This window comes from Erythrobacter sp. HI0063 (assembly GCF_001635685.1).
Taxonomy (GTDB): Bacteria; Pseudomonadota; Alphaproteobacteria; order Sphingomonadales; family Sphingomonadaceae; genus Qipengyuania.
This window is the reverse complement of the sequence record NZ_LWFF01000002.1, coordinates 34,065-59,222: the sequence shown is the minus strand read 5'-3', so window position 1 is coordinate 59,222 and position 25,158 is coordinate 34,065. Positions and strand designations below refer to the sequence as shown.

Below are 25,158 nucleotides of genomic sequence, written 5' to 3'. Positions count from 1 at the left end.
TCCGCCATGTTTCATAGGACGGGCGATGATTATCTTCTCTCTCCGCACGATCCTTTCGGCTTTCGGCGCGCTGACACTCGCGGGGTGCGGCGCGAGCGGCGGCGGTCCCGATGCGCGCGAGACGACTGCGTATGACGGGATTGCGAGCGGCGAGGCGATCCTGCTGTCGGGCACCGAACCGTTCTGGAACGCGCGGATCGAAGAGGGCACGATGCGGTATACGACCATGGAAGATCAGGAAGGGCGCGAATTTCCGGTCGAACGCTTTGCAGGGAATAACGGCCTCTCGTTCAGCGGCACGATCCCGGGCGAAGGCGGGAAATCGATCGACGTCGCCGTCACGCCGGGCGAATGCTCGGACCGGATGAGCGACCGTACCTATCCCTTCGTCGCGACCGTGGTGATCGGCAGCGAGACGCGCAGTGGCTGCGCCTATACCGACCGGCAGCCGTTCAGTGGGCCGGATCGGCCATGAGGCGCGGGTGACCGGTCAAGTCCCGCTTCTGCCCCGCCTGCTTGGCCTCGGGGGCCTGCTGCCGCAGATCGCCTGCGTCGCCGTGCTGTATCTCGGGCCGTCCGATTGGCGCGAACCGGCGGTGCTCATCGCATTCGCCTATGCGGCGCTGATCTTCACCTTTCTGGGCGGGACATGGTGGGGGATCGCTGCCTCGGCACCCGCAGCCGAACGGCGGCGGACGCTCGGCTGGGTCTGGATCGCGGCGGTGCTGCCCAGCCTGATCGCGCTGGCGGCGTTCCTGCCCTTCGTGTTCGACTTGATATGGCCGGAACCTTCGCTGGTTGCGCTTGGCGGGGCGATCCTGTTCAGCCCGCTGGTCGATCGCGCTCTCGGGCCGCTCGCGCCGCGCTGGTGGCTGGCCTTGCGCATTCCGCTCTCGCTCGGCCTCGGCGCGCTGACGATCGCCGCCGCGCTCTCCTAAATCCGTCCGACGCCTGCCCGTTCGAGCTCGGGGCCGAGCCGTCCGGTCAGCCACAGCCACCACATCTTGAAATCCGCTTTCAAGCTCCAGGCGGGGTACGTGAACGTGGCCGGGCGGTTCTTCTCGACGCCGAAATGCGCGATCCAGGCGAAGAAATAGCCCGCGATCGGCAGCGCGACGAGCAGCCACCAGTTGGCGGTGACGAGCGCGACCACCGCAAGCGCGACGACCAGGCTGGTGCCGATATAGTGGAGCGCGCGAGTGCGCGGCTTGGAATGCTCACGCAGATAGAACGGCCAGAATTCGGCGAAGGTGGTGTAGATGCGGGCCATGGCAACCAGCTTGCGTTCCTGTTGCAAGTGGGTCAAGTCGAGCGCGCAAAGTGCACAGAGCGGAACGATTTCGGGCGACGAGCGTGGTCAGGTGACGTGGGACAGGCTCGAACCGACAGCAAGGATCCGAAGTGAAGGATGACAGCGAACACCGGTCGGAGGATCGGCCCTCCAGCGATGCGCCGGACGGGACGCAAGATCGCGACGGTAGCGAGCGGTCCAGCAACCAATCGCAAATGCTGTTCGACGAAAGCCCCGGACGCTTTCTGGCCTCGCGCGGAGAAGGCAAGTTCGAAGGCGCATCGGGCATGCTGTTCGAACAGGCCATGGCGCAGACCCGCATGGCGATCTGCCTCACCGATCCCAACCAGCACGACAATCCGATCGTCTTCGCCAACCGCGCCTTTCGCGAGCTGACCGGCTATGACGAAGACGAAATCCTCGGTCGCAATTGCCGCTTCCTCCAGGGGCGCCGCACCGATCGCGAACAGGTTCAGGCCATGCGCCGCGCGATCGAGAGCGAAGAGGTCACGATCGTCGAATTGCTGAACTACCGCAAGGACGGCAGCGCTTTCTGGAACGCCCTGCATCTCGGGCCGATCTACAACGATGCGGGCGATCTAATCTATTTCTTCGGCAGCCAATGGGACGTCACCGACGTCAAGAGCGCGCGCGCCGGAGAACAGCATGCCCGCGTGCTGGCCCGCGAGTTGTCGCACCGCATGAAGAACATGTTCGCCGTCATTTCGGGAATCGTCACGGTCAGCGGGCGGATGCACAAGATCGAGGGCGAGGCAGCCGAAATCAATTCGCGGATTCAGGCGCTGGGCCGCGCGTACGAAACCACGCTGGACGACGCGGCCAGCGGCTCGATCGAACTGGGCCCGGCGATCCGCGCGATTCTGGAACCCTATCGAATGGCGGGCATGGCGATCTCGATCGACGGGAACGGCGCTCGCGTTCCTTTCGGCAGCGTGTCGGTGATCGGGCTCGTGCTGCACGAATTCGCCGCCAACGCGGAACAGCATGGCGCCTGGTCGACCGAGGGCGGCACCGTCACGGTCGATTGGGGCATCATCGAAGACGGCCAGAAGGCGCGGCTGGAATGGCGCGAAAGCGGCGGTCCCAAGATCGACGAAGCGACGATCGAGCCGGGAGTAGGTACGGCGATCATGGACCGCATCGTGCGTTCGGCAGCCGGGAAAATCGATCGGGTGTGGAACCCGGACGGTCTCGAGGCGGTTGTAGAGGTAACGATATAGGATGCCTGTCTTGTCTGACCCAATCTCGATATTGCTGGTGGATGATGAGCCTCTGATCCTGATGGATTTGGAATTCGCTGCCGAAGATCGGGGCTTCACGCCATGCTGTGCGTCCTGCGTCGGGGAAGCGATGAATCATATCGACGAAGGCGTCGATGTCGCTGTGCTGGATTTCAATCTTGTGGGCGGCGAAAATTGTCTTCCGATCGCGCGCGAACTGACCAAACGCTCCATTCCCTACATCATCCATTCGGGCGATGCGGACCGGCAGGAAGACGTATTCGACATGCTCGACGCGGTTTACGTTCCCAAGCCCGCATCCTCGGACAAGGTCATCGCGACTGCTCTGGTCGAGCTGCGCAACGCACAGAACGACGATGCGCCGAGTGCGGCCGCTGCCCAATAGCGAGCGTCCAGACGCGCACTCCAAATGAAACGGGGCGACGGATCGCTCCGCCGCCCCGAAAATTTCTGAGCCAGACCTCGCCTAGAACAGGCCCGGCACTTCGCGTTGCGCAGGGGTGGGGATCCTGGGCTGTAGCAATTGCTGCCGGTTGCCTGCCGATTGCACCGTCTGGTCCTGTCCGCCGCTGATCGGCGTGCAGGTGCGCCCGCCCAGAAAGTCCAGCGCTGCGCTGATGGACGTTTCGTTGGGATCGCCAAGAGCTTCGAAAATTTCGTCGTTCGCTGCGCAGGTCCGCTGCACCACGCTGGCAAGACCGGTGAAATATTCGCCCTGATCGTTGGCATTGGTCGTCTTGAACGCCACCGCGCGGAAGCGATCGTCGCAGGCCGAGCGATCGAAAGCGAATTGGCCGACGGGCTTTCCGAATGTATTGGTGCCGACCAGCGCGAGATTATTGCCGAGATAGGGAATGAAGGAATTGGTCACCAGCTCGCTCGCCGAAGCCGTGCCGCCGCGTCCGATCACAGCGATCTTGGTCGCAGAGATCGCTTCCGACTGGGCCGTGAAGCGATCGACCTCGTTCTCGGACGATTTCGACGGACGCAGCACGGTCTTGCTGAAGACCTGCCCGCTCTTGTCCGCTGCCATCAGATCGCCGAGCAGTTCCGCAACCGAAACCAGCCCGCCGCCATTATAGCGCAGATCGAGGATGACCTTGGTAATCCCCTGATTCTTGAACTGCTGGAACGCGGTGCGCAATTGCGGCCCCGCATCCTGTACGATGAAGGTGCGCAGATTGATGTAGCCGACCGGCCCGGTCCCGTCGTTCAGGATCTTGACGCCGTAGCGATCCGAGATCGGGTCGAGCGAGAATTCGGTCTTGCTGATATTGGCATTGCGTTCGGTGCCTTCGCGCGTGCGGAAGGTGAACGAACGCGAAAGGCCGGGGTCCGACGGGCCAAGCGCATTGATCACCGCTTGCGGGCCGCCGCTCGACATCAGGGACGCGACCGACTGGCCGCCGATGGTCAGCAATTCGGTGCCGCGATCCATGCCCGCCTGGAAGCCCGTTCCTGCCTCGAACGCTTCGAGCACGAAGACGCGATTGGCGCTGGTATCGTAGCCGAGGCGAATGCCGAAGCCGGCGCTCGACCCGTTCTGGATCAGCGCGTTTTCTTCCTTGATCGAGGTGATGTAGGTGAAGAAGCGATCCTTCGACTGCGCGCGTGCCGGGGCCACCAGCGCATCGATATAATCCTGAATATCCGTGTAGTTCGCCGCATTGACATTCGTCGCAAGCAGATCGGGGAACAGATACCATTCATTCAGCACGTCGCGCACGAATTGCTGGCGATTGGCCAGAGAGCAGCTGTCTCCGCCGGTAGCGGGCGGCGGCGTCGGCGTGGGCGAGACGTTGACCGGCGGCGCGGAAGAGCTCGACCCGCCGCCTCCGCAAGCGACCAGCGAAAAAGCGAGCGTAGCGGACAGGACCGTACGGGCAAAAGCCATAGATGCGACTCCGAATAGATGATTGCGATATCGGGAGAAGCTTCTCCCCCCGGACCAAGCATCTGTCAGTGTGCCTTAATCGTGGCTGAGTGCCAAGCACAGACGGTCGATCGACGCAGCGCTGCTTAAAAAAGGGGTGTTTTCGGATAAAAACGGTGCATAGTCCGCGCTTTCCCATGGCATCGCGATACGGCGCAGCCCACAGGAAGCGATCGAGAAAAGGCAATCGAAGGATTAAATAGCGTGAGCGATAGTCAGACCTGGGTGACCCGCGCGGTCGGTGGTGGAGCCTTCGCCAACGATCTGGCGATCGCGCGCTTCGGTTCGGAGAAGCTGCTCGGTCGTTCGGGCTTTGCGCTGACCAGCCCGGCCTTCCAGCATGGCGGCGAGCTCGATCCCAGCTTCACCGCGATCGAGGAAGATGCCGTCGCGCCGCCGCTCGAATGGACCGCTCCCCCGCCCGGAGCGCAGGAGATCGTTCTGATCGTGGAGGATGCGGACGCCCCAGCGGACAAGCCGCTTTTGCATTGGCTGGCATGGGGCTTCCCCGGCCAGCGCGGCAAGCTGTTCGAAGGCGAGGTGCCGCCGCGCGCTGGCAAGAATGCGCGCGGCAATTCCGAATGGCTGCTGCCCGATCCGCCGATCGGCAAGGAGCATCGCTATGTGTTCCAGCTGTTTGCGCTCGATCTGCCGATGACGCTGATGCCCGGCGCCAGCCGCGAAGACGTCGAAGCGTCGATCGAAGGCCATATCACCGCCTGCGCGGTGCTGACGGGGCGGTTCGAGGGGCACGAGCGCGAAAAACTCGATCTCGAAGAGGATCTCGGCATCGATCCGGACGATCTCGATCTCGACTGACCATTACCCAATGGTGCGCGCTCCGTGCCGGGGCCGCATCTCGATAATACAAGCCTGACAGGAAAGGACATATCATGGCTGGCAAGAACAACGCATTGCAGAAGCCGGTGAATCTCTCGCCGGAACTCGAAAACGTCGTGGGCAAGGGCCCGATGACGCGCGCTCAGGTCACTTCCAAAGTGTGGGACCACATCAAGGCGAACGATCTGCAGGATTCCAAGGATCGCCGCATGATCAATCCGGACGACAAGCTGGGCGCGGTGATCGGCAAGGAACAGATCTCGATGTTCAAGATGACCGGTGCCGTTTCCAAGCACATGAGCTGATTACAACCGCGTGATCAGTGTGGTCGGCGGCGGAACGGCCAGTCCGTTACGCCGCCGGCCCACAGCGCCCACCAGACGATGATCGGTTGTGCGATCATGCGCGGAACATGATAGGCCAGGCCTAGCCCCTGGTCGGGCCGCGCCATTTCGAGCGCGAAGTGATTGATATTGGCTGGGAAGACGCAGACGGCGTAGAGTCCGAGCCCGATCGCGCCCGCTTTCCGTAACGATGTCGACCACCCCTGCGCCAGCGCGGCAGCTCCAAGAATTTCGGCGATTCCGGTCAGGAAGACGATCTCGGTCGGGAAGGGAAGGCCGCCCGGCATGATCTCCAGAAACGGGCGCGGCGCAACCAGATGGAGCACCCCCGCAATCGCATAGAGCAGCGCGAGGACGAGGCGAAGGACGGTACGGATCATGTCCTCGCTCTCTTAAGACGTGCGAACGCTATCCGGTAGGGGCCTTGGCGTTCGCGAAGCGCTTGGTCCTTCCAGCGCAATCGTTATTCAGGATGGCCGCTCGTCTTTTTCGTCGATGACGGCAGGCTACAGGCGCTCCAACGTCAACGGGTCGCGTTCCCCGTCGTAAAACTGTTCGAGCGCCGCGATGAAAGCGTCCGCATCGGCCGCCGACGCTTCGAACAGGGTCATGGAACTGCGAAACTTCATCGCGTCGACCGTTCCGAGAATATCTTGCGCCGACAAAGTCCCGGCCCAGTCGAGCATGGCTTCGGTCGCCTGCTCCAGCCGGTCCCCCAGAACGGGGTGATCGGCGAAACGACGCGCCTCGCTTCGACCGGACAGGGCATACCGCGCCGCCATCGCGCTCGAACCGAGGCCAGCGATCTGGGGAAAGACGAACCACATCCAGTGGCCCTGTTTCCTGCCCGCCTGCAATTCTTCCAGAGCCGTGTCGAAAACATCGTCCTGTGCGGCGAGAAAATGGTCGAAGCGATCGGCGTCGGCCATGCCCGTCAGTCCGGTTTGAGCGGATCGTGGCCCCAATTCATCAGGCTGTACCGCCAATCCGTATCCTCGACATCGCCGTCCGGCCTCTGGGCGAGGTGGCGGTGAATATAGCCGACCACTTTGTCCATGTGGTCCCACTGGCTGTCGGTGAGATCCTCCTTGTTGGTGCGCTTGATCTCGACGATCCTTCGCCCGGATGTGTGGCCGGTGCTCTCGCCTCCATCACTATCGCCGACCGACTTGGATTCCTCGGTATCCAACCAGTCTTCCAGCTCCTTGGGCGCCATATTGACGCAGTCCCGAAATTCGGACCAGGTCTCTTCGCGATCGTCTTCGGTGTCGGAGGCCATCAGCTGTCGTCCTCATCGACATGCTCGGGCAGACCGTCCAGGTCGGTGGAGGCGTAGTCCTCCAGCTCCTCTTCGCTCATGCTGTCATACATCTGCTTGGAGGCGCCCTGAAGGTCGCCCACCTTGGTCTCGCCGCGCTTGGCCGACAAAGCGGCTCCAGCGGCTTTCTGCTGCGCCTTGCTCTGAGCGGGCATCAGTTCTTCGCCGACAATTCGCTGCCGCGCTTCAGCACCTCGTCACCGTCTTCCTGCTTGATCAGATAGGCGGGATTGTCTTCCGTGCCGTCCTTGGTGACTTCGCTACCCTTGAGGGTGCGCGTCACTTCGCGTTCGAAACGCTCCTTGATCTGGCCGCTCGCCGTGCCGTTGCCCCATTCCCATTCGACATACTGGTCGGTCTGGTAGCTATTGGAATTGCTCACGGAAATTCTCCTCGTACAATGTCGAGGAGTTCAATCCGTCAGAGCGAAGGGCGTTCCTGAAGCTGCGGCGGAGCGGGCCGTCAGTTTTCGACCGTTTGCAGCGGCGTGCCGTCTGTCGCGTCGTTGCCAGTGCCTTCGATATTGTCGGCATCGTCGATTTCGATGCCATCGATACCGGCCTCTTCGTCCTGCGCCTCAATCCGATCGGAAACGTTGACTTCGGATTCGACTTCGCCCTGCGAAGCCGCGCCGAAAATCCAGACGGCGGAAAGCAGGATGACGGCCAGCACGGTGCCGATGATCAGGACCCAGCGAACCACGCCTTCTTTCGAGCCGCCGCTGGCTTCGGTTTCGGAGACGTGGGTTTCGTTGCCTTCGCTACGCATGTGTCGCTTCTTCCCTTAAGATCAGGCGCGGTCGGTGTCGGATCGTTACCGCCTGCAGTCCCTAATGTTCCCTCTCGCGCGGCGCGTCAATCGCGCAGCAGCTCGTTGATGCCGGTCTTTTCGCGCGTTTGGGCATCCACCGTCTTCACGATCACCGCGCAGGCGAGCGAGGGGCCGCCGTTGGGATCGGGCAGAGTGCCGGGCACCACGACCGAAAACGGCGGAATTTCCCCACGCGTGACCTTGCCGCTCGCGCGCTCGACGATCTTGGTCGATTGGGTGATGAAGACGCCCATCGCCACCACCGATCCTTCGCCCACGATAACGCCTTCGACGATTTCGGAGCGGGCGCCGATGAAGCAATTGTCGCCGATGATCGTGGGATTGGCCTGCATCGGTTCCAGAACGCCGCCGATCCCGGCACCGGCCGAGATGTGGCAGTTCGCGCCGATCTGGGCGCAGCTGCCTATGCTGGCAAAAGTATCGACCATCGTGCCCTTGCCGACATAGGCGCCGATATTGACGAAGCTGGGCATAAGCACGCAGCCAGGCGCGATATAGGCACCTTCCCGCGCCACGGCGCCCGGCACCACGCGGAAGCCCGCCTCGTGAAAGCGCGCATCGTCCCATCCGGCAAACTTGCTCGGCACCTTGTCGAAAGCCGGATGGCCGGCGCTGCCGCCTTCCATCACGCGGTTGTCGTTGAGGCGGAAGCTAAGGAGAACGGCCTTTTTAAGCCACTGATTGACCTGCCAGCCGCCATTACCATCGGGCTGTGCCACGCGCGCCTCGCCGCTGTCGAGCATGGCGAGCGCGCGTTCGACGGCATCGCGCACGTCACGGCTGTCGGGCGTGACCGAGGCCCGGTCATCCCAGGCAGCTTCGATGGCTTGGGCGAGCTGTGCGGTCATTGAGACAATCCTTGAACGAGTGATCGAAACGAGTGGTCGAGGCGCTGTTAGTTATATGGGTGCGAACGGGCAAGCGCAGGGCGAAACAGCGTTAACAATCGCGACATCAGCTTGGTGTATGAAAGGCGGGCAAAGAGGGTTCGCCATGGCATCGAGAAACACGGTTCGCAATTATCGCCTCATGCTGCGCAGCGGCGCGGCGTCGGGTGCGCTCGCCCTGCTGGCCGCCTGCGGGGGAGGGGGCGGGGGAGGCCCCGTTATCAGCACGCCCACGCCGCAACCGGCTCCCGCACCGACACCCACGCCAACCCCGGCGCCTGCGCCTGCGCCCGCTCCGGCGCCTACACCCACACCTACTCCATCTTCATTCGACACGGCAGAGTTTCGCATGTCGGACGGGCCCGAACAGCATAAGGCGGTCAGCGCCTGGCAGCGTGGCGCCACCGGAACGGGCCGGACGATCGCGGTCATCGATACCGGCATCGACCTCGACAGCCCCGAATTTGCAGGCCGTATCCATCCCGATTCGCGCGATGTCGCAGGTGGCCGCAGCGTCGACGGCGAGGACGATCACGGTACGAACGTTTCGCTCGTCGCTGCGGCGGCGCGCAACAATCAGGGCATTCTCGGTATCGCGTTCGACGCGCGGGTTCTGGCCTTGCGTGCGGACAGGCCGGGTTCGTGCGGCAGCGACACGCCCGAGAACACCAATCTGACCTGCAGCTTCGGCGATGGCGATATTGCGCGCGGGATCGATCAGGCGGTCAGCTCGGGCGCGACGGTCATCAATCTCAGCCTTGGTGGAGGCGCCGCCGGACAGGCGACACTCGCCGCAGTTCGCCGCGCGGCAAGCGCTGGCGTGGTTATCGTCGTTGCCGCCGGCAATGGCGGCGACGGTAGCAAGGCCGATATCGATCCAAATCAACCGACACCGTTCGCGAGCAACATCCGCGACGCGGGCGGTGCCAATGTCATCATCGTCGGCTCGGTCGACGAGGGATCGCAGATTTCGAGCTTCAGCCAGCGGGCCGGAGCCCAGGCCAATTTCTTCCTGACGGCGCGCGGAGAACGGATCTGCTGCGTCTACGAAAACGGTCAAATCTTCGTCGGAACGGACGAGAGGGGCAGTTTCCGCCTGCTGTTTTCGGGCACCAGCTTCGCCGCGCCGCAAGTGTCCGGAGCCGTCGCCCTGATGGCTCAGGCCTTTCCCAATCTTACCGGCGCGCAGATCGTGCAGATCCTGCTCGAAACGGCGCGCGATCTCGGTGAGACAGGTATCGATACGACCTATGGGCGCGGCGTGCTCGACATCGCGGCGGCCTTCGCGCCGCGCGGTGCGACCACCGTGGCGGGCAGCACCAGCGTGATGCGGATCGGCGAGACGGCAGTGATCGGTTCCGCGCCGATGGGCGATGCGCTGGCGGGTTCGCAGGGACTGTCCGGTATTCTGCTCGACGAGTACAAGCGCGCTTACGAATACGATCTCACCAGCGGATCGCGCGGCGCGGTGCCCGAATATCGCCTCCACAATGCGCTTGCAGGTGGACAGCGCCAGATCGGCGGCGGCAGCGATGCGCTTTCGCTGGGCTTCACCGTTGGCGATGCGCGGTTCGCGGCGCAGACCACGGTCGAAGGCGCGATGGCGCGCCAGATGCAGCTCACGACGCACGAAGCCGACGGGGCCGAGGTGCTGGCCGCAAGGATGATCGCGCGCATCGCACCCGACATGAAGATCGGCTTCGCCATGCGCGAGGACGCATTCGGGCTCGCCAGCCGGATGCAGGCACAGGATCGCCCGGCTTTCCTCATTGCAAGCGATGCGGGCGGCGATGTCGGCTTCGCGCGCAGCACCGATGCGAGCGTGGCCGTAAGGCGAGAGTTCGGCAGTCTCGGCCTCACCGCCAGCGCCGAAAGCGGCGAGGCCTGGATCGGCAATCGCCGCCAGGGCGAAGATGTGTTCAGAGGCGTGCGCGACCGGCGCAAGACGCACAGTTTCGCGCTCGCCGCCGATCGCCGCTTCGGCGCGCTCGATACCACGCTCGGCCTGTCCTGGTTGCAGGAGGAGGAGACGATCCTCGGCGCCTATCTGGCGCAGGGTTTCGGTGCGGGCGGGGCGGATACGCTGTTTGTCGATGCATCCGGCCGGTGGGATATCGCACGCGGCTGGGCACTGGGTGCCGCCTATCGCCATGGCTTCAGTCGCGCCGATGCGAGCGGACTTATTTCGAGCGGATCGCGTTTCGAAAGCCAGGCTTGGTCGCTCGATCTGACGCGCGCGGGCGTGTTCGGAAATGCGGATACGCTCGGTTTCAGAGTGTCGCAGCCGCTGCGCGTCACGCGCGGCGGGATCGATCTGACGCTGCCTGTGAGCTACGATTATGCAAGCGAGACCGCCGGCTTTGCCACGCGCCGCCTCTCGCTTGCGCCATCCGGCCGTGAGACCGTGGGCGAGATCGCGTGGCGCGGTCCGCTGGCAAAGGGCTGGGCCTCGGCCAGTCTCTATTACCGCACCGATCCGGGGCATTACGCACAGGCACCAGCAGATGCGGGCGTGGCGGTGACGTGGAGCCGCGGCTTTTAGTCGGCCGCGGCGTCCAGATCAGGCAGGCATCCCCGCATCCAGCGCGAACTGGTGGGCGCGCTGGACCAGCGGGACCACGCGCTCGCTCATCGCCTTGGCGTGGGCGGAGCTGGCCGTACCGTCGATCACGCGCTTCTTGATGCCCTGCATGATCCCGGCGAGCCGGAACAGATTATAGGCGAAATACCAGTCCATCGGCGGGACCGGATAGCCGGTGCGCGCGACATAGCGTTCGACTGCCTCGTCCTGCGACGGGATGCCCAGCTCCTCGAGATCGAGCCCAAGCAGGCCCGCGCGCCCGTCCGCCGGATTGTGCCAGTTGAGCATGAGATAGGCGAAATCCGCGACCGGATCGCCGAGTGTGGAAAGCTCCCAATCGAGCACGGCGAGGACACGATTGGCGTCCTTTTCGAAGATCAGATTGTCGAGCCGGTAATCGCCGTGGACGACCGAGCTTTCGTGCTGCGGCGGGATCGTCTCGGGCAGCCATTCGATCAGCCGGTCCATTTCCGGAATCGTCTCGGTTTCGGACAGGCGGTATTGCTTGGTCCAGCGCGCGATCTGGCGGGCGCAGTAATCCTGCGGCTTGCCGAAATCGTCCATGCCGATCTTTGCCGGGTTCGTCGTGTGGAGATCGGCCATCGTATCGATCATCGCGTGATAGATCGCGCGGCGATCCTCCTTCGCGATGCCGGGGAGGGCCCCGTTCCACAGGGACCGCCCATCGGCGAGGCCCATGACGAAGAACATCGATCCGATGACGTCCGTATCCTCGCACAGGCCGTAGGTCTTCGGCACCGGAAACCCCGTCGGCCCCAGCGCCGACATCGCCTTGTATTCGCGGTCCACCGCATGCGCGCTGGGCAGCAATTTGCCGAAGGGCTGGCGGCGCAGGACATAGCTGCGAAAAGGTGTGTCGATCCTATAGGTCGGGTTGGACTGGCCGCCCTTGAACTTCGAATAGGAAATCGGCCCTTGGAAGCCTTCGACATTGGCTTCGAACCATGTCGTCAGCCGGTCGAGGTCGAGCGTGTCGGCATCCGGCACTGCGACCGTGCCGACCATCTCCTTGTCGAAATCGATCGTTTCGTCCGCCATCAGTCGAACACCACCACGCTGCGGGCGGAATGGCCATCGCGCATCGTATCGAAGCCCTTGTTGATGTCTTCCAGCGGAATACGCTCGGCAATGATGGTGTCGAGATCGAGCAGACCGCGCATATAGAAATCGACGAGGCGGGGGAGATCGACCGGGAAGTGGTTCATCCCCATGATCGCGCCCTGAAGCTTCTTGCCCGAAAGCAGGTCCATCGCGCCAAGGCCCACTTTGCAGTCCAGCGGCATCATACCGAGGATCGTGGCGGTCCCGCCGCGGCGCAGCAGCTTGACCGCGAGCTTGGCCGAGGCGTCGCGCCCCACCGCCTCGATCGCATGATGGACGCCGCCGCCGGTGATTTTCATCACCTGTTCGACAGCATCGTCCGCCATCGCGTCCACCGTGTGCGTGGCGCCGAGCGCTTCGGCGAGATCGCGTTTCTCCTTCAGCGGATCGATCGCAATGACCTTGCCCGCGCCCGCGATTTTGGCCGCGTTGACCACGGCAAGGCCGACCCCGCCGCAGCCGACGACCGCGACCGCTTCGCCCGGCACGACCGAGCAGGCGTTGAACACCGCGCCCGCACCCGTCGTCACCGCGCAGCCGATGATGGCGGCGCGATCCAGCGGCATGTCCTTGTCGATGGCGACGCAGGCGTGTTCGTGGATCAGCATCTGTTCGCAGAAGGCCGAAAGGTTCAGCATCTGCGCGACAGGGGCGCTGCCGTCGGCGCGCATGATGCGGGGATCGGCGGTCTGCGGGCGGCGGGTATCCGCCCCCATGCACAGCGCCATTCGTCCGGTGACGCAAAATTCGCAATGGCCGCAAAAGGCGGAAAGGCAGGTGACGACGTGATCGCCCGGCTTCACCGTCTTCACTTCGGAGCCGACCGCGCGCACCACGCCCGCCGCCTCGTGCCCCGGAATGGCGGGCATGGGGTGGGGGTAGGTGCCGTCGATGAAGTGAAGGTCGGAATGGCACAGGCCACACGCCTTGGTGTCGATCAGGACTTCGTGCGGCAGCGGATCGGCGAGTTTTACCTCGCCGATCGTGAGACTACCGGTCTGTTCGAGAATTGCGGCCTTTGCCATCAGCGCGAAGCTCCCACGTCACCGCTGCTCATGCCCGCGCTGGCTCCGGCGCTTCCCGCGCTTGCGGAATGAGCGTTGCCGCCCCGCAGCGCGTTCGACCCCGGCCCTTCATTGGGCGCGTGCTTGGCGAATTCCATGCGCGCGATGGAGCGGGCATGGACCTCGTCCGGACCGTCCGCCAGGCGAAGCGTGCGCTGGTGGGCATAGGCGTTTGCGAGCCCGTAATCGTTGGACACGCCGCCGCCGCCATGGGCCTGGATCGCATCGTCGATGATCTTGAGCGCCATGTTGGGCGCCTGCACCTTGATCATGGCGATTTCCTGCTTTGCGGACTTGTTACCGACCTTGTCCATCATGTCCGCCGCCTTGAGGCAGAGCAGGCGCGTCATATCAATGTCGATCCGGGCGCGTGCCACGCGCTCTTCCCAGACCGAATGCTTGTAGATCGGCTTGCCGAACGCTTCGCGCTCCTGAAGACGGCGGCACATCTTTTCGAGCGATTCCTCGGCGACGCCGATGGTGCGCATGCAGTGGTGGATACGGCCCGGGCCGAGGCGGCCCTGCGCGATCTCGAAGCCGCGCCCTTCGCCCAGAAGCATGTTCGAGGCGGGCACGCGCACGTCCTTCAATTCGACTTCCATGTGCCCGTGCGGCGCATCGTCATAGCCGAATACGGGCAGATGGCGCAGCACCGTCACGCCCTCTGCGTCGAGCGGCATCAGGATCATCGATTGCTGCGCGTGGCGCTGAGCGGAAAAGTCCGTCTTGCCCATCACGATCGCCACCTTGCAGCGCGGATCGCCCACGCCGGAAGACCACCATTTGCGACCGTTGATGACGTATTCGTCGCCATCCTTTTCGATCCGCGTCTCGATATTGGTGGCGTCCGAACTGGCGGTGTAGGGCTCGGTCATGAGGAAGGCGGAGCGGATCTCGCCATTCATCAGCGGATTGAGCCACTGGTCCTTCTGCTCGCGCGTGCCGTAGCGATGGAAGACTTCCATATTGCCGGTATCGGGCGCGGAGCAGTTGAAGACTTCGCTGGCGAAGCCGATGCGGCCCATTTCTTCCGCGCACATGGCGTATTCGAGATTGGTGAGGCCGGGGCCTTCGAATTCGAAGCTTTCATCGACATGATGATGGCTGTCATTGCGCGGCGGCATGAAGAGGTTCCAAAGGCCTTGTGCCTTGGCCTTGGCCTTCAGCTCCTCGACCACCGGGATCACCTTCCAGCGTTCCCCTTCCGCATCCTGTTCGAGATAGGTCGGCACGGCGGGGCGGATGTGATCGGCGATGAAGCTTTTCACGCGATCGCGCCAATAGGCCTGCCGTTCGGTGGGTTCGAAATCCATGTCTGAAGGTCCTCTCTCTCGTCTCGTTCAATCGGTTCGCGGCGCGAAACTGGCAGAGCAAAATAGCCGCGCCAACCCCTATTCGCCGCGCAATATTCAGGGTGGGGTGATCTGTGCGTCGCGATCGGCGCGTGCCGTAGCGTCGAGCGCGGCAAGCCTCGCTTCATGTTCGGCACGCGTAATCGGAAACCGAGCCAGCCAGAACGCCGCAATGGCCGCCAGAGCCGCCGAAAGCCCGCCGAACAGCAGCACCATCGTCGCGATGACGTCGCTCGCGATGGCCCCCTGAACGGCATCGTTGGGCAGGTCGGACAAAGCGATGACCTGACCGGTCACGAGGATGCCCGCGCCGGTTGCACATTTCTGGACGAACCAATTGCCGGAATAAAAAGTCGCTTCCGCCCGGCGTCCGGTTCGCTCTTCGAAGGCCTCTACTATTTCCGCAATCATCGAACTGGCCGAAATCAGCGCGACGATCCCGAACGCGTTCGCGACCAGGATAAAGGCGTAGAAGCCAGCGGTGGAGGCGATGCCGCCGACCTGCGGCCATGCTCCCAGCAGGAACAAGACATATGGCGCGAAGCCCAATGCGAAGGACCCCAGCATACCGATCGCCGCCGATTTCGGTTTGCCCCAGCGGGCATGCATCGGGCCGACGATGAAGAACATCAGCACAACGCTCGCGAACAAAACCACGGGATAAAGGATCAGGGCCAGACGATCGAACTGCCATACGAACAGGTTCAGATAATTGCTGATCGAGAAGGTCATGCCCTGCGAGACATAGGCCGCGAGCGCGCCTGCCGCGAAGATCAGGAAGGCACGCTCTCGAAACGCTTCTGCGATCTCGGCGAAGGCCAGCCGCAACGCAAAGGGCGCAGGCTTTGTCTCGGGCAGATGGGCGACCAGACGGTGCTGGCCGATTGCCGAACCGACCACCGAGACAAAGATGAGACACGCCCCGAAGATGCCGAACAGGCTGTAGCCGCCGGGCTCCAACATCCCTTCGGGGCCGGGCATAAAGACCGTGTAGGCAAGGAACATCATCGCGATCCCGCCGACCCAGCCGAACAAATAGCGATAACGGAATAGCGTGGTGCGCTCGTCGTAATCCTGCGTAATCTCGGGCAGCAGGCTGACAGAGGGCACCTCGCAGGCGGACAACAGGACGCGCACGACGATCGCGATGCCGAGCAATTCCCAGAAAGTGGGCGGGCCGTCGGTCGCCGGGTTCCAGAGCACTGCCCATGCCAAGGCCAAAGGCAACGCGGCGGCATAGAGCCAGGGGAGGCGGCGGCCCCAGCGCGTGTAGGTGCGATCGGACAGATAGCCGAGGATCGGATCGATAACCGCATCGACCAGCAGCGCGCAGGCGAGCGCCGCACTGACGAGCGCCGCATTCATGCCCAGAACCTGATTGTAGAAGATCAGCAGGAAGAAACTGAACCCGCTATCTTTCACGCCGAAGGCGACCGCACCGAACCCATGCACGATCTTGAGGCGCTGCGGCAGCGGGCCGGTGGTGAACGCCGTCAAGACGACACCCCGGAACCGCGACGAATTCGCGCATTGGTGGCCATTTCTCGCTCCTCTTTCCCGGCTTCGAGCCTAGGCTTGCAGCCACCGGCGTCAATCGAAACCGCTCGACGCTACGGCATGGCGGCTCGGCGCGATGGCCCTTGCGGAAGGGGTGCGAATCGACTTAACGTTTACGTCAACACGAAGAGTCGAAAACGAGAGAGAGGCCCGAAAATGTCCGATCCGGAAAGCTTCCGCGCCGAAGTGCGCGACTGGCTCGAAGCCAACTGCCCGCCCGAAATGCGCCAGCCCGTGCGGGACGAGGAAGACGTCTATTGGGGTGGCCGCAACGCCAGCTTCAAAAACGATGCGCAGAAGGCATGGTTCGAAGCGTGTCGCGACAAGGGTTACACCGTGCCCGAATGGCCCAAGGAATATGGCGGCGCGGGCCTGACGCCTGCGGAAGGCAAGATCCTGCGCCAGGAAATGGCCAGCATCGGGGCACGCCCGCCGCTGTCGAGCTTCGGCATCTGGATGCTTGGCCCGGCGCTGCTCCATTTCGGGACCGAAGGGCAGAAGCGGCGCTTCCTCAACGAAATCGCGCGGGGCGAAATCCGCTGGTGCCAGGGCTATTCCGAGCCGGGCAGCGGGTCGGACCTCGTCTCGATGCAGACCTATGGCGAAGACAAGGGCGATCATTGGATCGTCAACGGCCAGAAGATCTGGACCAGCTATGCCGACGAGGCGGACTGGATCTTCTGCCTGGTCCGCACCGACAAGCAGAACAAGTATCAGGGCATCACCTTCATGCTGTTCGACATGGCGAATGAGGGCGTTTCGACCAAGCCGATCAAGCTGATCAGCGGCAACAGCCCGTTCTGCGAAACCTTTATGGACGATGTGAAGGTGCCGAAAAGCTATGGCGAGGACATCCCCGGCTATGTCGGCGAGATCAATCGCGGCTGGGACGTCGCCAAATATCTGCTCGGCCACGAGCGTGAGATGATCTCGGCGACGGGCGGCGGCGATCGCGCCTCCTCGCTCGGTGCGGCGACCAGCCGTCAGGGCGAACTCGATCCGGTGCTGCGCGCGGAAATGGCGATGTTCGATGTCGATGCGCTGTCTTTCACCGCGATGAGCGAGAAGTTCATGGACGAGCTCAAGGTCAATAAGGGCCATCCCGCACAGCCGAACATGCTCAAATATGCCGGGACCGAGCTCAACAAGCGTCGTCACGAATTGCTGATGGCGGCAGGCGGCAGCCGCGCTCTGGAATGGGAGAGCGAAGAGACGAGCGGCGGCAAGACTGCCCGCAGCTGGCTGCGCACCAAGGCGAACAGCATCGAAGGCGGCACCAGCGAAGTGATGCTGAACGTCATTTCGAAGCGCATCCTCGACCTGCCGGGGGCCTGAGACTTCTTTTCAATCGCGTCGCCCCGGCGAAGGCCGGGGCGTTGTCGGCATCGCCCGACATGCCCGCACCCGATCCCGGTCTGCACCGGGATGACGATATAAAAGGCTGAATTATGCCCCTTTATCACGACGAAGATCAGGCGATGCTTGCCGAAACCGCCGAACAGTTCATGGCCGAACAGGGCGGCATCCAGAAACAATTGCGCCATTGGCGCGATCGCAATTGCAAGGACGGTTTCGGCCACGAATTGTGGAAGCAGTTCGCCGAAATGGGCTTCACCGGCATTCTGGTGGGCGAAGATCACGGCGGGCTCGACATGGGCCATGTCGAAGCCGGGATCGTGCTCGAAGAGATCGGCCGCAATCTGACGCCGTCGCCCTTCCTGTCCTCTTCCGTGCTCGCTGCAACGGCACTGCAACACGGTAGCGACGACGTCAAAACCCGCTGGTTGCCCGACATGGTCGCCGGCGAAAAGGTCTATGCCGTCGCCATAGACGAAGGCCCCAAGCACCGCCCCGAACGGATCGCCTGCAAGGCCGAAAAATCGGGCAACGGCTTCCGCCTGTCGGGCAAGAAGGATTTCGTGGTCTACGGTGCCAGCGCCGAGATGATCGTAGTCGCCGCCCGCACTTCGGGCAGCGATAGCGACGAGGACGGCGTGACGCTGTTCGCCGTTCCGCAGGACGCCAACGGCATGAGCCATGACAGCGTGCGCCTGGTCGACAGCTCGATGGCCAGCCACATCACGTTCGATGGCGTCGAACTGGACGGCGATGCGGTGATCGGCGAGGTCGATGGCGGGCGTTCGGTCCTGAACGCCATGCTCACTGCCGGTCGCGTCGGCGCGGCGGCCGAAGGCGTCGGCGTGGCGCGCGGGGCGATGGACATGACCGTCGATTATCTGAAGCAGCGCAAGCAGTTCGGCAAATTGATCGGCGAGTTCCAGGCGCTTCAGCACCGGGCCGCGCATCTCTATTCCGAAGTCGAGATCGCCCGCGCGGTGACGATCAAGGCGGCGCAGCTGCTCGACGGCGAAAGCGAAAAGGCCGAGCTGATGGCCAGCGTCGCCAAGGCCAAGGTCGCCAAGGCGGCGGGCCTTGCCGTGCGCGAAGGCGTGCAGATGCATGGCGGCATCGGCATGACCGACGAATACGATATCGGCCTCTATATGAAGCGCGACCGCGCGCTGCAGGAGTTCCTCGGCGACCAGTATTACCACGCCAACCGCGTGGCGGAACTGAGCGGATACTAAGAGACAGGCCCCGCCCGACGGGGCAAGGAGACAAGACATGACCCTCGAAGACCTATTCAGCCTCAAGGGGCGCGTCGCGCTCGTGACCGGCGGGAGCCGCGGGATCGGCCGCATGATCGTCGAAGGCTTCCTCGCCGCCGGTATCGACCGCGTCTACATCACCGCGCGCAAGGGCGGCGAATTGCATGAAACGGCCGAGGAACTGGGCGACCGGGTCGTCCCGATCCAGGGCGACATCTCGACCATGGAAGGCATTGAGGAACTGGTTTCCGAGCTGTCCGGCAAGGAAGACAAGCTCGATATCCTCGTCAACAATGCCGGGGCCGCCTGGGGTGCGGACTATACCGATTTCCCCGAAGCGGGCTGGGACAAGGTGATGGACCTGAACGTCAAGACGCCGTTCTTCCTGACCCAGAAGCTTCACACGCTCCTCACCGCCGCCGCCAGCGCGGATCGGCCAGCCAAGGTCATCAACATCACCTCGGTCGATGGGCAGCGCGTCAATCCGTGGGAAACCTACAGCTACCAGGCTTCGAAGGCCGCGCTGATCCATCTGACCCGGCGCATGGCCGCGCGTCTGGTGGACGATCACATCTACGTGACCAGCCTTGCTCCCGGCGCCTTCCCGTCGAACATGAACAAGGTCGCGCGCGACATGGAAGAGGAAAGCGCCAAGCGCATTCCGAACAAGCGCGTGGGCGACAAGTTCGATATGGGCGGCACCGCGGTCTACCTCGCCAGCCGGGCGGGCGACTACACGATCGGCGAAACGGTCACCGTGGATGGCGGCATCGTCAACGCCCATCTGCCGACCCATTTCGCGGATCCGGCTGCCGGACGCTGATCGAGAACTGCAACGGGCCGGGACGATCCCGGCCCGTTTCATTCAAACGATAAACTTGCGCGCCCGCATGCTGGTGATGGCGTCCTTGCCGATGATCAGATGATCCTCCAGCGCGATCCCCAGGCTGGCGGCGAACTGGTTCAACCGTCTGGTGCTGGCGATATCGCTGTCGCTCGGCTCGGCCGAGCCGGACGGATGGTTGTGCGCCAGCACCATCCGCCGCGCATCGCGGGATAGCGCCTTGGTGAAAATCTGCCGCAGCGACAGGCGCAGACCGGTGTGATCCCCTTCCGCCACCAATTCGTGCGCCAGCATGCGACCGTGGGTATCGGCGAAGATGGCGACCATCCGTTCGGTGTGCATGTCGCGCATGGCCAGCAGCAGCCCATCGGGTATAGAAATCCCGGTCATAGGTCGTCTCCGCGAAGTAGGTGCCTGCTTGCGACTGCGGCGAAGGAGAGTGCGGGCGCGAACCGTCGCTGCGGCCCAGCCACCCGCCGTCACGCCGCCACCGTTCGGGGTTTGGTCCGGATCGGGCCGCAGAGCGGTCACCGATCCGTAGGGAGCAAGCAGCTTGCGCGCAGCGGAAGCGGGATCGGGATGCTTGCCCCGAAGCCGAAAGATCAGTTCCGCGAGGCGATCCGTTCCCTGCGGGCGTGCAAGTACGTTCCCAGACCCGTAATAACCGTCGCGATCATAAAGGGCCACCGCTCCATAATTGCGTAAACGAGAGGCGGTATCTCCGCGTGGACGATCCGCAGCAGATGGGCGAGAACGGAAAGGAGCAGAACGGACCCTACCCATAGCGGCCACCATCGATCGGCGCGAAGAGCGATCGCAAGAACGATTGCGAAAGCCACGACATCGATCGCAACGCGGAACCACGGAATATCGTCATATTGAGTCCAGTGCCCTCGGATGAGCGCTTGGCCGATGACGGCGGCCAACATTCCAAAAAGTACGATCGCAACATGGCGCTCAGGTCTCCCTCCCTTTTTCAGGGCAAAAAAGACGACGAGGAACACAATGGTCACTTGGATAGCAAATCGTACCATCCCGGAACGCTGGATGATCCCGCCGCCGAAAGCAATCAGGCGACTTGCGACGCGCTCGCGGTCGTAAAGATTTCCTGGTCGGGGCAAGTCGGTTCGTCGGGTGCGTTCACCACACGCGACACGTCACGCAGCTGTCCGTGGACGCGCAGCGTATCGCCCTGGGCGGACACGAGGCCTTCGACCATCTTGCTCATCCGCTGCATCGCGGCCTGCGTCTTGGCGACGGGTGCGGCCACATCGCGCTGCGCGATGGCGGCGGTGTGCATCAGGCCGAGCGCTTCGATCAGCGCGTTCGAAACGGCGCTTTCGGTCGATTTCATCTGGCGCACGAGGCGTGCGGTGGCGGAATGGCTATCGAGCATGCTGGGTCTCCCACAGGCGGTTGAAGCGCCGGGGAGCAGGCCAGCCTAACTGAGCAGATCGATCAGAACATTGCCCGAAGCAGCGACCAGCACGAAAGCCGCCGCCACCAGGAACGCTCCGGCCACGACGAACAGTAAACGTCCGCCAACACCCAGATCGGAAGGTTTGACACCCCGGTGCAGCCATCCGGTCTGGCGATCCCATTCGGAAGACCGCTCGAAGATGAGAGCGTCGTCGAACGGGAGCGTTTCGCCCTCCGGCTGCGGTTCCAGTGATGCCGTGTCGGGAGCGGGGTGGGTGAGGGGGGATCGATCACCGGTGATCGGTTCACCGGTCCGATCGCTCCATGCGCGGTAGTCGCGCACGATCTGGCTGCGCGGCCGGGCGTCGAGCCGGCCTCGCACCGCATCGATGCGTTTGTCGACCGAATGCGGCGAGATATCGAGTTCGCGGGCGATTTCCTTGGACGTGAGGCCATCGGCAGCAAGCGCCATGGCTTGGCGTTGCTTCGCAGTGAGCGTTTCGAAGACAGAGGCTGTGGCTGCGTCGATCATCGGCGCAAGCCTAGGTTCGAATCGCGACACGCGCAAACGGGATGGGCGCATCGGGCCGGACCAAGGGGGTTCCTACCAAGTTTTAATCCGCTGGGCACTTGCCACGAGGCGGGGCCGAATTTCCAGGGCAGGCGAACTCAAAGGACTGCGGGCCGCAGACGGAATGTCCGCGGCCCGCATTTTCTTATCGGAGGAAAGCCTCAGCGGATGAAATAGCCCACCACGCTCCAGCGACCGTTTTCCTTGTGCATCACCACAGTCTCGACGCGCTCGGGCGAGGCGGAATAGGCAGTGTCGAAGGAAATCATGCGATAATCGCCAGCCGGCGCGCCGGGCAGGTCGCTACGGGCTTCGATCGATTTCTCCGTTCGGCTGACGAGCGATCCCAGCGGTTCGCGGATCGGTGCGACCTGCGCCGCCCAGCTGTCGGCGGTTACCGCCTGTTTGAACATCGATCCCGCTTCCGACCAGCTTTCGGTATATTCGCCCGCATCGATCAGGCGCACCCAATTGCGGGCGGCTTCGGTCGCGACGGCGTTTTCCTGAACGACGTTTTCCATCGTCTCTTCCCCCTTTTCGGAAGCGACCTGACCGGGTGCGATGGGATCGGACGGGGTGCTGGCGGTGAAAGCGAGAGTTGCGGCGATAAGGGCGGCTAGCATTGCGAAAGCTCCTATGATCCAGGGGCGATAGGATCGCGGTCCCGGGGTTGCTGATGGCTTCGCATGATCGCCGAGCGGTGCGGTCTCGCCCATCCCGGTTTGTTCGGGTGCGCTCTTTTGGGGGGCGGCGCTCTCCTTATCCCCCAAGATTCGTGCGGCCTCCCGGCTGCTCGACACCCCTAATTTCTTGCGGGCTTCGCGCAGGTAATCGTTGATCGTGTGGACCGACAGATCGAGCTCGGACGCGGCGGACTTCGCAGTGTGGCCTGCGAGCAGGAGGCGCAACACCTCCCTTTCGCGCTCGGTCAGATCCTGGACCCCCTCCGCCACCGGATCAGCTCATCAATTCGCGCACGAAGGGGATGAGGCCGGTCTGCCGCTGGCGCTTCATCCGCTCGGCATGGAGGATTTCACGCACCTTGGCGAAGCAGGCTTCGACATCGTCATTGATGACGACATAGTCGTAGGCGTCCCAGTGGCTGATCTCGCTGCGCGCGCGATCCATCCGAGCGTTGATCGTATCGGCATCGTCCGTCGCGCGGCCTTCCAGCCTGCGGCGCAGTTCGGCGATGCTGGGGGGAAGGATGAAGACGCGCACCACATCCTGCTGGTCTTTCTGATAAAGCTGCTGGGTGCCCTGCCAGTCGATGTCGAACAGGAAATCCTGCCCGTCCTTCAACGCGTTGCGGATCCTGCCCTTGGGCGTGCCGTAGCGGTTGCCGAAGACGGGGGCCCATTCGTAGAAATCGTCCTCTTCGATCATCGCGTCGAATTCGGCATCGCTGACGAAGTGGTAGTGAACGCCCTCGATCTCGCCGGGGCGCGGATGGCGGGTCGTCACGCTGACCGAGAGGCGGATTTCCTCATCCGCGTCGAGCAGCATGCGGCTGATCGTCGTCTTGCCCGCCCCGCTGGGGGAGGACAGGATGAACATCAAACCACGGCGATGGAGATTGGTGTCGGCGTCGGACGACGGGGTGGGAGAAGATTCGGCCATGCGGGCCTATGGGACGGCCCGCGGCTGCGAATCAAGTCCGCAGCCTATCGATCGGGTGACACGCCTGCCGGCTATCAGTCCTCGCCGCGGGCCTGTTCGATCAGTTCGCGATCGCCCTCGCGGCGTTGTCCGCCACGGCTCTTGCGGCGATCGTAAAGGGTTTTGACCAGCGCGCCGCCGCCTACGATGACGGCGCCGGGCAGGTTCTTCGTCGCGAGCTTGGCGAGGCCGAAGCTGACGAGCGACTGGCCCAGCGTCTTGCTCTGCACGATATCCTTCGCGACATCCTTGCCGTAGCGGCCTCGCAATATGCCTTTTTCGATCGCGCGGCGGGCGACATAGGAACCGGCGCGGATCACCACGTCGGCCATCATGAGATTGGTTGCGGGATTGTCGGTAGGGCCGGGCATGCCGTCGGTCCGGCCCGGCGTTTTCGTTCGCGCCTTCGCGATTGCCTTCGCGCCGTAAGTGCTGACGTGTTTTACCATGATACTGCCCCTGTCCGGCGCAGCGATGCTGCGCCTATTTCTTGCGACCGAAATCGACCGTGACGACGTTCGATCCGTCTTCGCTCTTCTCAACGAGCGGCGCATCGCCCTGTTCCGCGCCATCGTTTTCCGGATCTTCGGTCTCGGTCGGGTCCATATCCTCGACCGTCGCCTGGAACTGCAGGCCGAAATCGACTGCCGGATCCACAAATTGGGTGATCGCGGCATAGGGAATCACCAGTTCGGCGGGAATCTGGTTGAAGCTGAGGCCCACGCTGAAATGGTCCTCTTCCACCTTCAGATCCCAGAACTTGTTCTGGAGCACGATCGTCATCTCGTCGGGGAAACGTTCGCGCAGGGACGGCGGAACGCTGACACCCGCAGCATGCGTCTTGAACGTGATGTAGAAGTGGTGGGCCCCGGGCAATTCGCTGCCCCCGGCGACGATTTCGCCGAGGACGCGGCCGACCACGGCGCGCAGGGCTTCCTGCACGATGGCGTCATAGGGGATCAGGCTGTCGGGCGTTTCGTCGCTCATGGCCCGCTAGGTGGAGCGGCCTCGCGCGCCGGTCAAGCCGGAATGCTTGCGAAGCCGTGCACAGCTTCTATAGCGCGCCCCATGCGCACCGGCCGGATAGAGCGGAATACCGCGGAAACGAAAATCCTCGTCGAGGTCGATCTCGACGGGACGGGCAGTTACGACATCGCGACGGGAATCGGCTTTCTCGACCATATGGTCGAACAGTTCAGCCGCCATTCGCTGATCGACGTGACGTTGAAAGTGGATGGCGATCTCCATGTCGACCAGCACCATACGACCGAGGACAGCGCGCTGGCGCTGGGCCAGGCGCTCAGTCAGGCACTGGGCGACAAGGGTGGGATCGCGCGGTACGGCACGGCCTATTCGCCCATGGACGAGACGCTGGCGCGCGTGGCGCTCGATATTTCGGGCCGTCCGTGGCTGGTCTGGAAAGCCGGTTTCACCCAGACCAAACTGGGCGAGTGGGATACCGAGCTGATCGAACACTGGTTCCACTCGGTCGCGCAGACGGCAGGCATCACGCTGCATTGCGAGTTGATCTACGGCAGCAACAATCACCATATCTGCGAAGCGATGTACAAGGGCTTCGCACGCGCCATGCGCCAGGCGGTCGAGATCGATCCGCGCAAGGGCGGCGCGATCCCGAGCACGAAAGGCCAGCTCGGTGGGTAATTTCCAGACATC

Annotated in this window: 32 protein-coding genes; 11 read left to right on the top strand and 21 right to left on the bottom strand. The window is 63.3% G+C overall.

Annotation, left to right across the window (positions count from 1 at the left end):
• Window positions 1-25: 25 nt before the first annotated feature.
• Window positions 26-475, top strand: coding sequence for a COG3650 family protein (locus tag A3736_RS00460; protein ID WP_067677789.1), 450 nt, complete (start codon window positions 26-28; stop codon window positions 473-475).
• Between the two features lie 7 nt (window positions 476-482).
• On the top strand, window positions 483-938 hold the full coding sequence (locus A3736_RS00455) for a DUF3429 domain-containing protein (protein WP_067677896.1): 456 nt from the start codon (window positions 483-485) through the stop codon (window positions 936-938).
• Here the strand turns inward: A3736_RS00455 and A3736_RS00450 are convergent.
• Window positions 935-1,270, bottom strand: a complete 336-nt coding sequence (locus A3736_RS00450) for a DUF962 domain-containing protein (RefSeq protein WP_067677893.1) — start codon at window positions 1,268-1,270, stop codon at window positions 935-937. The genes A3736_RS00455 and A3736_RS00450 overlap by 4 nt on opposite strands.
• 131 nt (window positions 1,271-1,401) lie before the next feature.
• Between A3736_RS00450 and A3736_RS00445 the strand changes: the two genes are divergently transcribed.
• Both A3736_RS00445 and A3736_RS00440 read left to right on the top strand, forming a co-directional pair.
• Window positions 1,402-2,532: a PAS domain-containing protein gene (locus A3736_RS00445; protein WP_255362939.1), complete on the top strand. Its 1,131-nt coding sequence runs from the start codon at window positions 1,402-1,404 to the stop codon at window positions 2,530-2,532.
• A gap of 10 nt (window positions 2,533-2,542) precedes the next feature.
• A complete protein-coding gene (locus A3736_RS00440) occupies window positions 2,543-2,938 on the top strand; it encodes a response regulator (protein ID WP_067677887.1) in 396 nt (131 codons plus the stop codon).
• 81 nt (window positions 2,939-3,019) lie between these two features.
• Here the strand turns inward: A3736_RS00440 and A3736_RS00435 are convergent, their stop codons facing one another.
• Window positions 3,020-4,447 (bottom strand): S41 family peptidase, encoded by a 1,428-nt coding sequence (locus tag A3736_RS00435; RefSeq protein WP_067677785.1) that lies wholly within the window; start codon window positions 4,445-4,447, stop codon window positions 3,020-3,022.
• Between the two features lie 243 nt (window positions 4,448-4,690).
• On the opposite strand from A3736_RS00435, the gene A3736_RS00430 reads away from it, so the two are divergent.
• Complete coding sequence (locus A3736_RS00430) at window positions 4,691-5,305, top strand: YbhB/YbcL family Raf kinase inhibitor-like protein (RefSeq protein WP_067677782.1); 615 nt, start codon at window positions 4,691-4,693, stop codon at window positions 5,303-5,305.
• A gap of 74 nt (window positions 5,306-5,379) precedes the next feature.
• Window positions 5,380-5,631, top strand: coding sequence for an SWIB/MDM2 domain-containing protein (locus A3736_RS00425; protein WP_006833160.1), 252 nt, complete (start codon window positions 5,380-5,382; stop codon window positions 5,629-5,631).
• 14 nt (window positions 5,632-5,645) lie between these two features.
• Here A3736_RS00425 and A3736_RS00420 read toward each other — a convergent pair whose 3' ends face one another.
• The 7 genes from A3736_RS00420 to dapD all read right to left on the bottom strand — a co-directional run bounded on the left by A3736_RS00420 (window position 5,646) and on the right by dapD (window position 8,667).
• On the bottom strand, window positions 5,646-6,050 hold the full coding sequence (locus tag A3736_RS00420) for a DoxX family protein (protein ID WP_067677779.1): 405 nt from the start codon (window positions 6,048-6,050) through the stop codon (window positions 5,646-5,648).
• A 126-nt stretch (window positions 6,051-6,176) separates the two neighbouring features.
• Window positions 6,177-6,599, bottom strand: a complete 423-nt coding sequence (locus A3736_RS00415) for a DUF1810 domain-containing protein (RefSeq protein WP_067677776.1) — start codon at window positions 6,597-6,599, stop codon at window positions 6,177-6,179.
• A gap of 5 nt (window positions 6,600-6,604) precedes the next feature.
• Window positions 6,605-6,949 (bottom strand): DUF3140 domain-containing protein, encoded by a 345-nt coding sequence (locus A3736_RS00410; RefSeq protein WP_067677773.1) that lies wholly within the window; start codon window positions 6,947-6,949, stop codon window positions 6,605-6,607.
• Complete coding sequence (locus tag A3736_RS00405) at window positions 6,949-7,143, bottom strand: DUF3008 family protein (RefSeq protein ID WP_067677770.1); 195 nt, start codon at window positions 7,141-7,143, stop codon at window positions 6,949-6,951. Before A3736_RS00405 ends, A3736_RS00410 begins: the two co-directional genes overlap by 1 nt.
• The gene (locus tag A3736_RS00400) at window positions 7,143-7,370 is read right to left on the bottom strand and encodes a DUF2945 domain-containing protein (RefSeq protein ID WP_067677767.1); all 228 of its coding nucleotides are present in this window, start codon (window positions 7,368-7,370) and stop codon (window positions 7,143-7,145) included. Before A3736_RS00400 ends, A3736_RS00405 begins: the two co-directional genes overlap by 1 nt.
• An 80-nt stretch (window positions 7,371-7,450) precedes the next feature.
• Window positions 7,451-7,756: a hypothetical protein gene (locus A3736_RS00395; protein WP_067677760.1), complete on the bottom strand. Its 306-nt coding sequence runs from the start codon at window positions 7,754-7,756 to the stop codon at window positions 7,451-7,453.
• Between the two features lie 86 nt (window positions 7,757-7,842).
• Window positions 7,843-8,667, bottom strand: coding sequence for a 2,3,4,5-tetrahydropyridine-2,6-dicarboxylate N-succinyltransferase (gene dapD, locus A3736_RS00390; RefSeq protein WP_067677758.1), 825 nt, complete (start codon window positions 8,665-8,667; stop codon window positions 7,843-7,845).
• A 145-nt stretch (window positions 8,668-8,812) separates the two neighbouring features.
• Here dapD and A3736_RS00385 point away from each other — a divergent pair, with 145 nt between their 5' ends.
• On the top strand, window positions 8,813-11,248 hold the full coding sequence (locus A3736_RS00385) for a S8 family peptidase (protein ID WP_233999125.1): 2,436 nt from the start codon (window positions 8,813-8,815) through the stop codon (window positions 11,246-11,248).
• A gap of 18 nt (window positions 11,249-11,266) precedes the next feature.
• Here the strand turns inward: A3736_RS00385 and A3736_RS00380 are convergent, their stop codons facing one another.
• From A3736_RS00380 to A3736_RS00365, 4 genes are all read right to left on the bottom strand, one after another.
• Window positions 11,267-12,346 carry a phosphotransferase family protein gene (locus A3736_RS00380; RefSeq protein WP_067677756.1) on the bottom strand — a complete coding sequence of 360 codons (1,080 nt, stop codon included), beginning with the start codon at window positions 12,344-12,346 and terminating at the stop codon, window positions 11,267-11,269.
• The gene (locus A3736_RS00375) at window positions 12,346-13,434 is read right to left on the bottom strand and encodes a Zn-dependent alcohol dehydrogenase (protein WP_067677754.1); all 1,089 of its coding nucleotides are present in this window, start codon (window positions 13,432-13,434) and stop codon (window positions 12,346-12,348) included. The genes A3736_RS00380 and A3736_RS00375 overlap by 1 nt, the downstream gene beginning before the upstream one ends.
• Window positions 13,434-14,786: an acyl-CoA dehydrogenase family protein gene (locus A3736_RS00370; RefSeq protein WP_067677751.1), complete on the bottom strand. Its 1,353-nt coding sequence runs from the start codon at window positions 14,784-14,786 to the stop codon at window positions 13,434-13,436. The genes A3736_RS00375 and A3736_RS00370 overlap by 1 nt, the downstream gene beginning before the upstream one ends.
• A 96-nt stretch (window positions 14,787-14,882) precedes the next feature.
• Window positions 14,883-16,322, bottom strand: a complete 1,440-nt coding sequence (locus A3736_RS00365) for an MFS transporter (RefSeq protein ID WP_082851215.1) — start codon at window positions 16,320-16,322, stop codon at window positions 14,883-14,885.
• A 216-nt stretch (window positions 16,323-16,538) separates the two neighbouring features.
• Here A3736_RS00365 and A3736_RS00360 point away from each other — a divergent pair, with 216 nt between their 5' ends.
• From A3736_RS00360 to A3736_RS00350, 3 genes are all read left to right on the top strand, one after another.
• Window positions 16,539-17,717, top strand: coding sequence for an acyl-CoA dehydrogenase family protein (locus A3736_RS00360; RefSeq protein WP_067677748.1), 1,179 nt, complete (start codon window positions 16,539-16,541; stop codon window positions 17,715-17,717).
• Window positions 17,718-17,830: 113 nt separating this feature from the next.
• Window positions 17,831-18,970: an acyl-CoA dehydrogenase family protein gene (locus A3736_RS00355; RefSeq protein WP_067677745.1), complete on the top strand. Its 1,140-nt coding sequence runs from the start codon at window positions 17,831-17,833 to the stop codon at window positions 18,968-18,970.
• A 37-nt stretch (window positions 18,971-19,007) separates the two neighbouring features.
• A complete protein-coding gene (locus A3736_RS00350; protein ID WP_067677742.1) occupies window positions 19,008-19,814 on the top strand; it encodes an SDR family oxidoreductase in 807 nt (268 codons plus the stop codon).
• A 42-nt stretch (window positions 19,815-19,856) separates the two neighbouring features.
• Here the strand turns inward: A3736_RS00350 and A3736_RS17255 are convergent, their stop codons facing one another.
• The 8 genes from A3736_RS17255 to A3736_RS00310 form a co-directional block, all read right to left on the bottom strand.
• Window positions 19,857-20,225: a JAB domain-containing protein gene (locus A3736_RS17255; RefSeq protein WP_067677740.1), complete on the bottom strand. Its 369-nt coding sequence runs from the start codon at window positions 20,223-20,225 to the stop codon at window positions 19,857-19,859.
• A 212-nt stretch (window positions 20,226-20,437) separates the two neighbouring features.
• Window positions 20,438-20,956 (bottom strand): hypothetical protein, encoded by a 519-nt coding sequence (locus A3736_RS17250; protein ID WP_197465416.1) that lies wholly within the window; start codon window positions 20,954-20,956, stop codon window positions 20,438-20,440.
• Complete coding sequence (locus tag A3736_RS00335; protein ID WP_067677734.1) at window positions 20,905-21,231, bottom strand: hypothetical protein; 327 nt, start codon at window positions 21,229-21,231, stop codon at window positions 20,905-20,907. The genes A3736_RS17250 and A3736_RS00335 overlap by 52 nt, the downstream gene beginning before the upstream one ends.
• Window positions 21,232-21,276: 45 nt before the next feature.
• The gene (locus tag A3736_RS00330; RefSeq protein WP_067677731.1) at window positions 21,277-21,786 is read right to left on the bottom strand and encodes a helix-turn-helix transcriptional regulator; all 510 of its coding nucleotides are present in this window, start codon (window positions 21,784-21,786) and stop codon (window positions 21,277-21,279) included.
• Between the two features lie 200 nt (window positions 21,787-21,986).
• Window positions 21,987-22,778, bottom strand: a complete 792-nt coding sequence (locus A3736_RS00325; RefSeq protein ID WP_067677728.1) for a DUF4019 domain-containing protein — start codon at window positions 22,776-22,778, stop codon at window positions 21,987-21,989.
• A gap of 4 nt (window positions 22,779-22,782) precedes the next feature.
• Entirely contained in the window at window positions 22,783-23,445 is a 663-nt protein-coding gene (gene gmk / locus A3736_RS00320; protein WP_067677724.1) for a guanylate kinase, read from the bottom strand.
• Window positions 23,446-23,519: 74 nt separating this feature from the next.
• Window positions 23,520-23,933, bottom strand: coding sequence for a hypothetical protein (locus tag A3736_RS00315; RefSeq protein WP_067677721.1), 414 nt, complete (start codon window positions 23,931-23,933; stop codon window positions 23,520-23,522).
• A 34-nt stretch (window positions 23,934-23,967) separates the two neighbouring features.
• On the bottom strand, window positions 23,968-24,471 hold the full coding sequence (locus tag A3736_RS00310) for an SspB family protein (protein ID WP_067677718.1): 504 nt from the start codon (window positions 24,469-24,471) through the stop codon (window positions 23,968-23,970).
• Window positions 24,472-24,552: 81 nt separating this feature from the next.
• Between A3736_RS00310 and hisB the strand changes: the two genes are divergently transcribed.
• Complete coding sequence (hisB, locus tag A3736_RS00305) at window positions 24,553-25,146, top strand: imidazoleglycerol-phosphate dehydratase HisB (RefSeq protein ID WP_067677715.1); 594 nt, start codon at window positions 24,553-24,555, stop codon at window positions 25,144-25,146.
• The last annotated feature ends 12 nt before the right edge of the window (window positions 25,147-25,158 follow it).

Coding starts and splice junctions, on each gene's coding strand:
- gmk (WP_067677724.1), bottom strand. CDS start 23,445: ATGGCCGAATCTTCTCCCACCCCGTCGTCCGACGCCGACACCAATCTC.
- A3736_RS00315 (WP_067677721.1), bottom strand. CDS start 23,933: ATGGTAAAACACGTCAGCACTTACGGCGCGAAGGCAATCGCGAAGGCG.
- dapD (WP_067677758.1), bottom strand. CDS start 8,667: ATGACCGCACAGCTCGCCCAAGCCATCGAAGCTGCCTGGGATGACCGG.
- A3736_RS00420 (WP_067677779.1), bottom strand. CDS start 6,050: ATGATCCGTACCGTCCTTCGCCTCGTCCTCGCGCTGCTCTATGCGATT.
- A3736_RS17255 (WP_067677740.1), bottom strand. CDS start 20,225: ATGACCGGGATTTCTATACCCGATGGGCTGCTGCTGGCCATGCGCGAC.
- A3736_RS00410 (WP_067677773.1), bottom strand. CDS start 6,949: ATGGCCTCCGACACCGAAGACGATCGCGAAGAGACCTGGTCCGAATTT.
- A3736_RS00355 (WP_067677745.1), top strand. CDS start 17,831: ATGCCCCTTTATCACGACGAAGATCAGGCGATGCTTGCCGAAACCGCC.
- A3736_RS00385 (WP_233999125.1), top strand. CDS start 8,813: ATGGCATCGAGAAACACGGTTCGCAATTATCGCCTCATGCTGCGCAGC.
- A3736_RS00375 (WP_067677754.1), bottom strand. CDS start 13,434: ATGGCAAAGGCCGCAATTCTCGAACAGACCGGTAGTCTCACGATCGGC.
- A3736_RS00380 (WP_067677756.1), bottom strand. CDS start 12,346: ATGGCGGACGAAACGATCGATTTCGACAAGGAGATGGTCGGCACGGTC.
- A3736_RS00415 (WP_067677776.1), bottom strand. CDS start 6,599: ATGGCCGACGCCGATCGCTTCGACCATTTTCTCGCCGCACAGGACGAT.
- A3736_RS00330 (WP_067677731.1), bottom strand. CDS start 21,786: ATGATCGACGCAGCCACAGCCTCTGTCTTCGAAACGCTCACTGCGAAG.
- A3736_RS00395 (WP_067677760.1), bottom strand. CDS start 7,756: ATGCGTAGCGAAGGCAACGAAACCCACGTCTCCGAAACCGAAGCCAGC.
- A3736_RS00425 (WP_006833160.1), top strand. CDS start 5,380: ATGGCTGGCAAGAACAACGCATTGCAGAAGCCGGTGAATCTCTCGCCG.
- A3736_RS00310 (WP_067677718.1), bottom strand. CDS start 24,471: ATGAGCGACGAAACGCCCGACAGCCTGATCCCCTATGACGCCATCGTG.
- A3736_RS00370 (WP_067677751.1), bottom strand. CDS start 14,786: ATGGATTTCGAACCCACCGAACGGCAGGCCTATTGGCGCGATCGCGTG.
- hisB (WP_067677715.1), top strand. CDS start 24,553: ATGCGCACCGGCCGGATAGAGCGGAATACCGCGGAAACGAAAATCCTC.
- A3736_RS00435 (WP_067677785.1), bottom strand. CDS start 4,447: ATGGCTTTTGCCCGTACGGTCCTGTCCGCTACGCTCGCTTTTTCGCTG.
- A3736_RS00350 (WP_067677742.1), top strand. CDS start 19,008: ATGACCCTCGAAGACCTATTCAGCCTCAAGGGGCGCGTCGCGCTCGTG.
- A3736_RS00405 (WP_067677770.1), bottom strand. CDS start 7,143: ATGCCCGCTCAGAGCAAGGCGCAGCAGAAAGCCGCTGGAGCCGCTTTG.
- A3736_RS00360 (WP_067677748.1), top strand. CDS start 16,539: ATGTCCGATCCGGAAAGCTTCCGCGCCGAAGTGCGCGACTGGCTCGAA.
- A3736_RS00460 (WP_067677789.1), top strand. CDS start 26: ATGATTATCTTCTCTCTCCGCACGATCCTTTCGGCTTTCGGCGCGCTG.
- A3736_RS00335 (WP_067677734.1), bottom strand. CDS start 21,231: ATGCTCGATAGCCATTCCGCCACCGCACGCCTCGTGCGCCAGATGAAA.
- A3736_RS00450 (WP_067677893.1), bottom strand. CDS start 1,270: ATGGCCCGCATCTACACCACCTTCGCCGAATTCTGGCCGTTCTATCTG.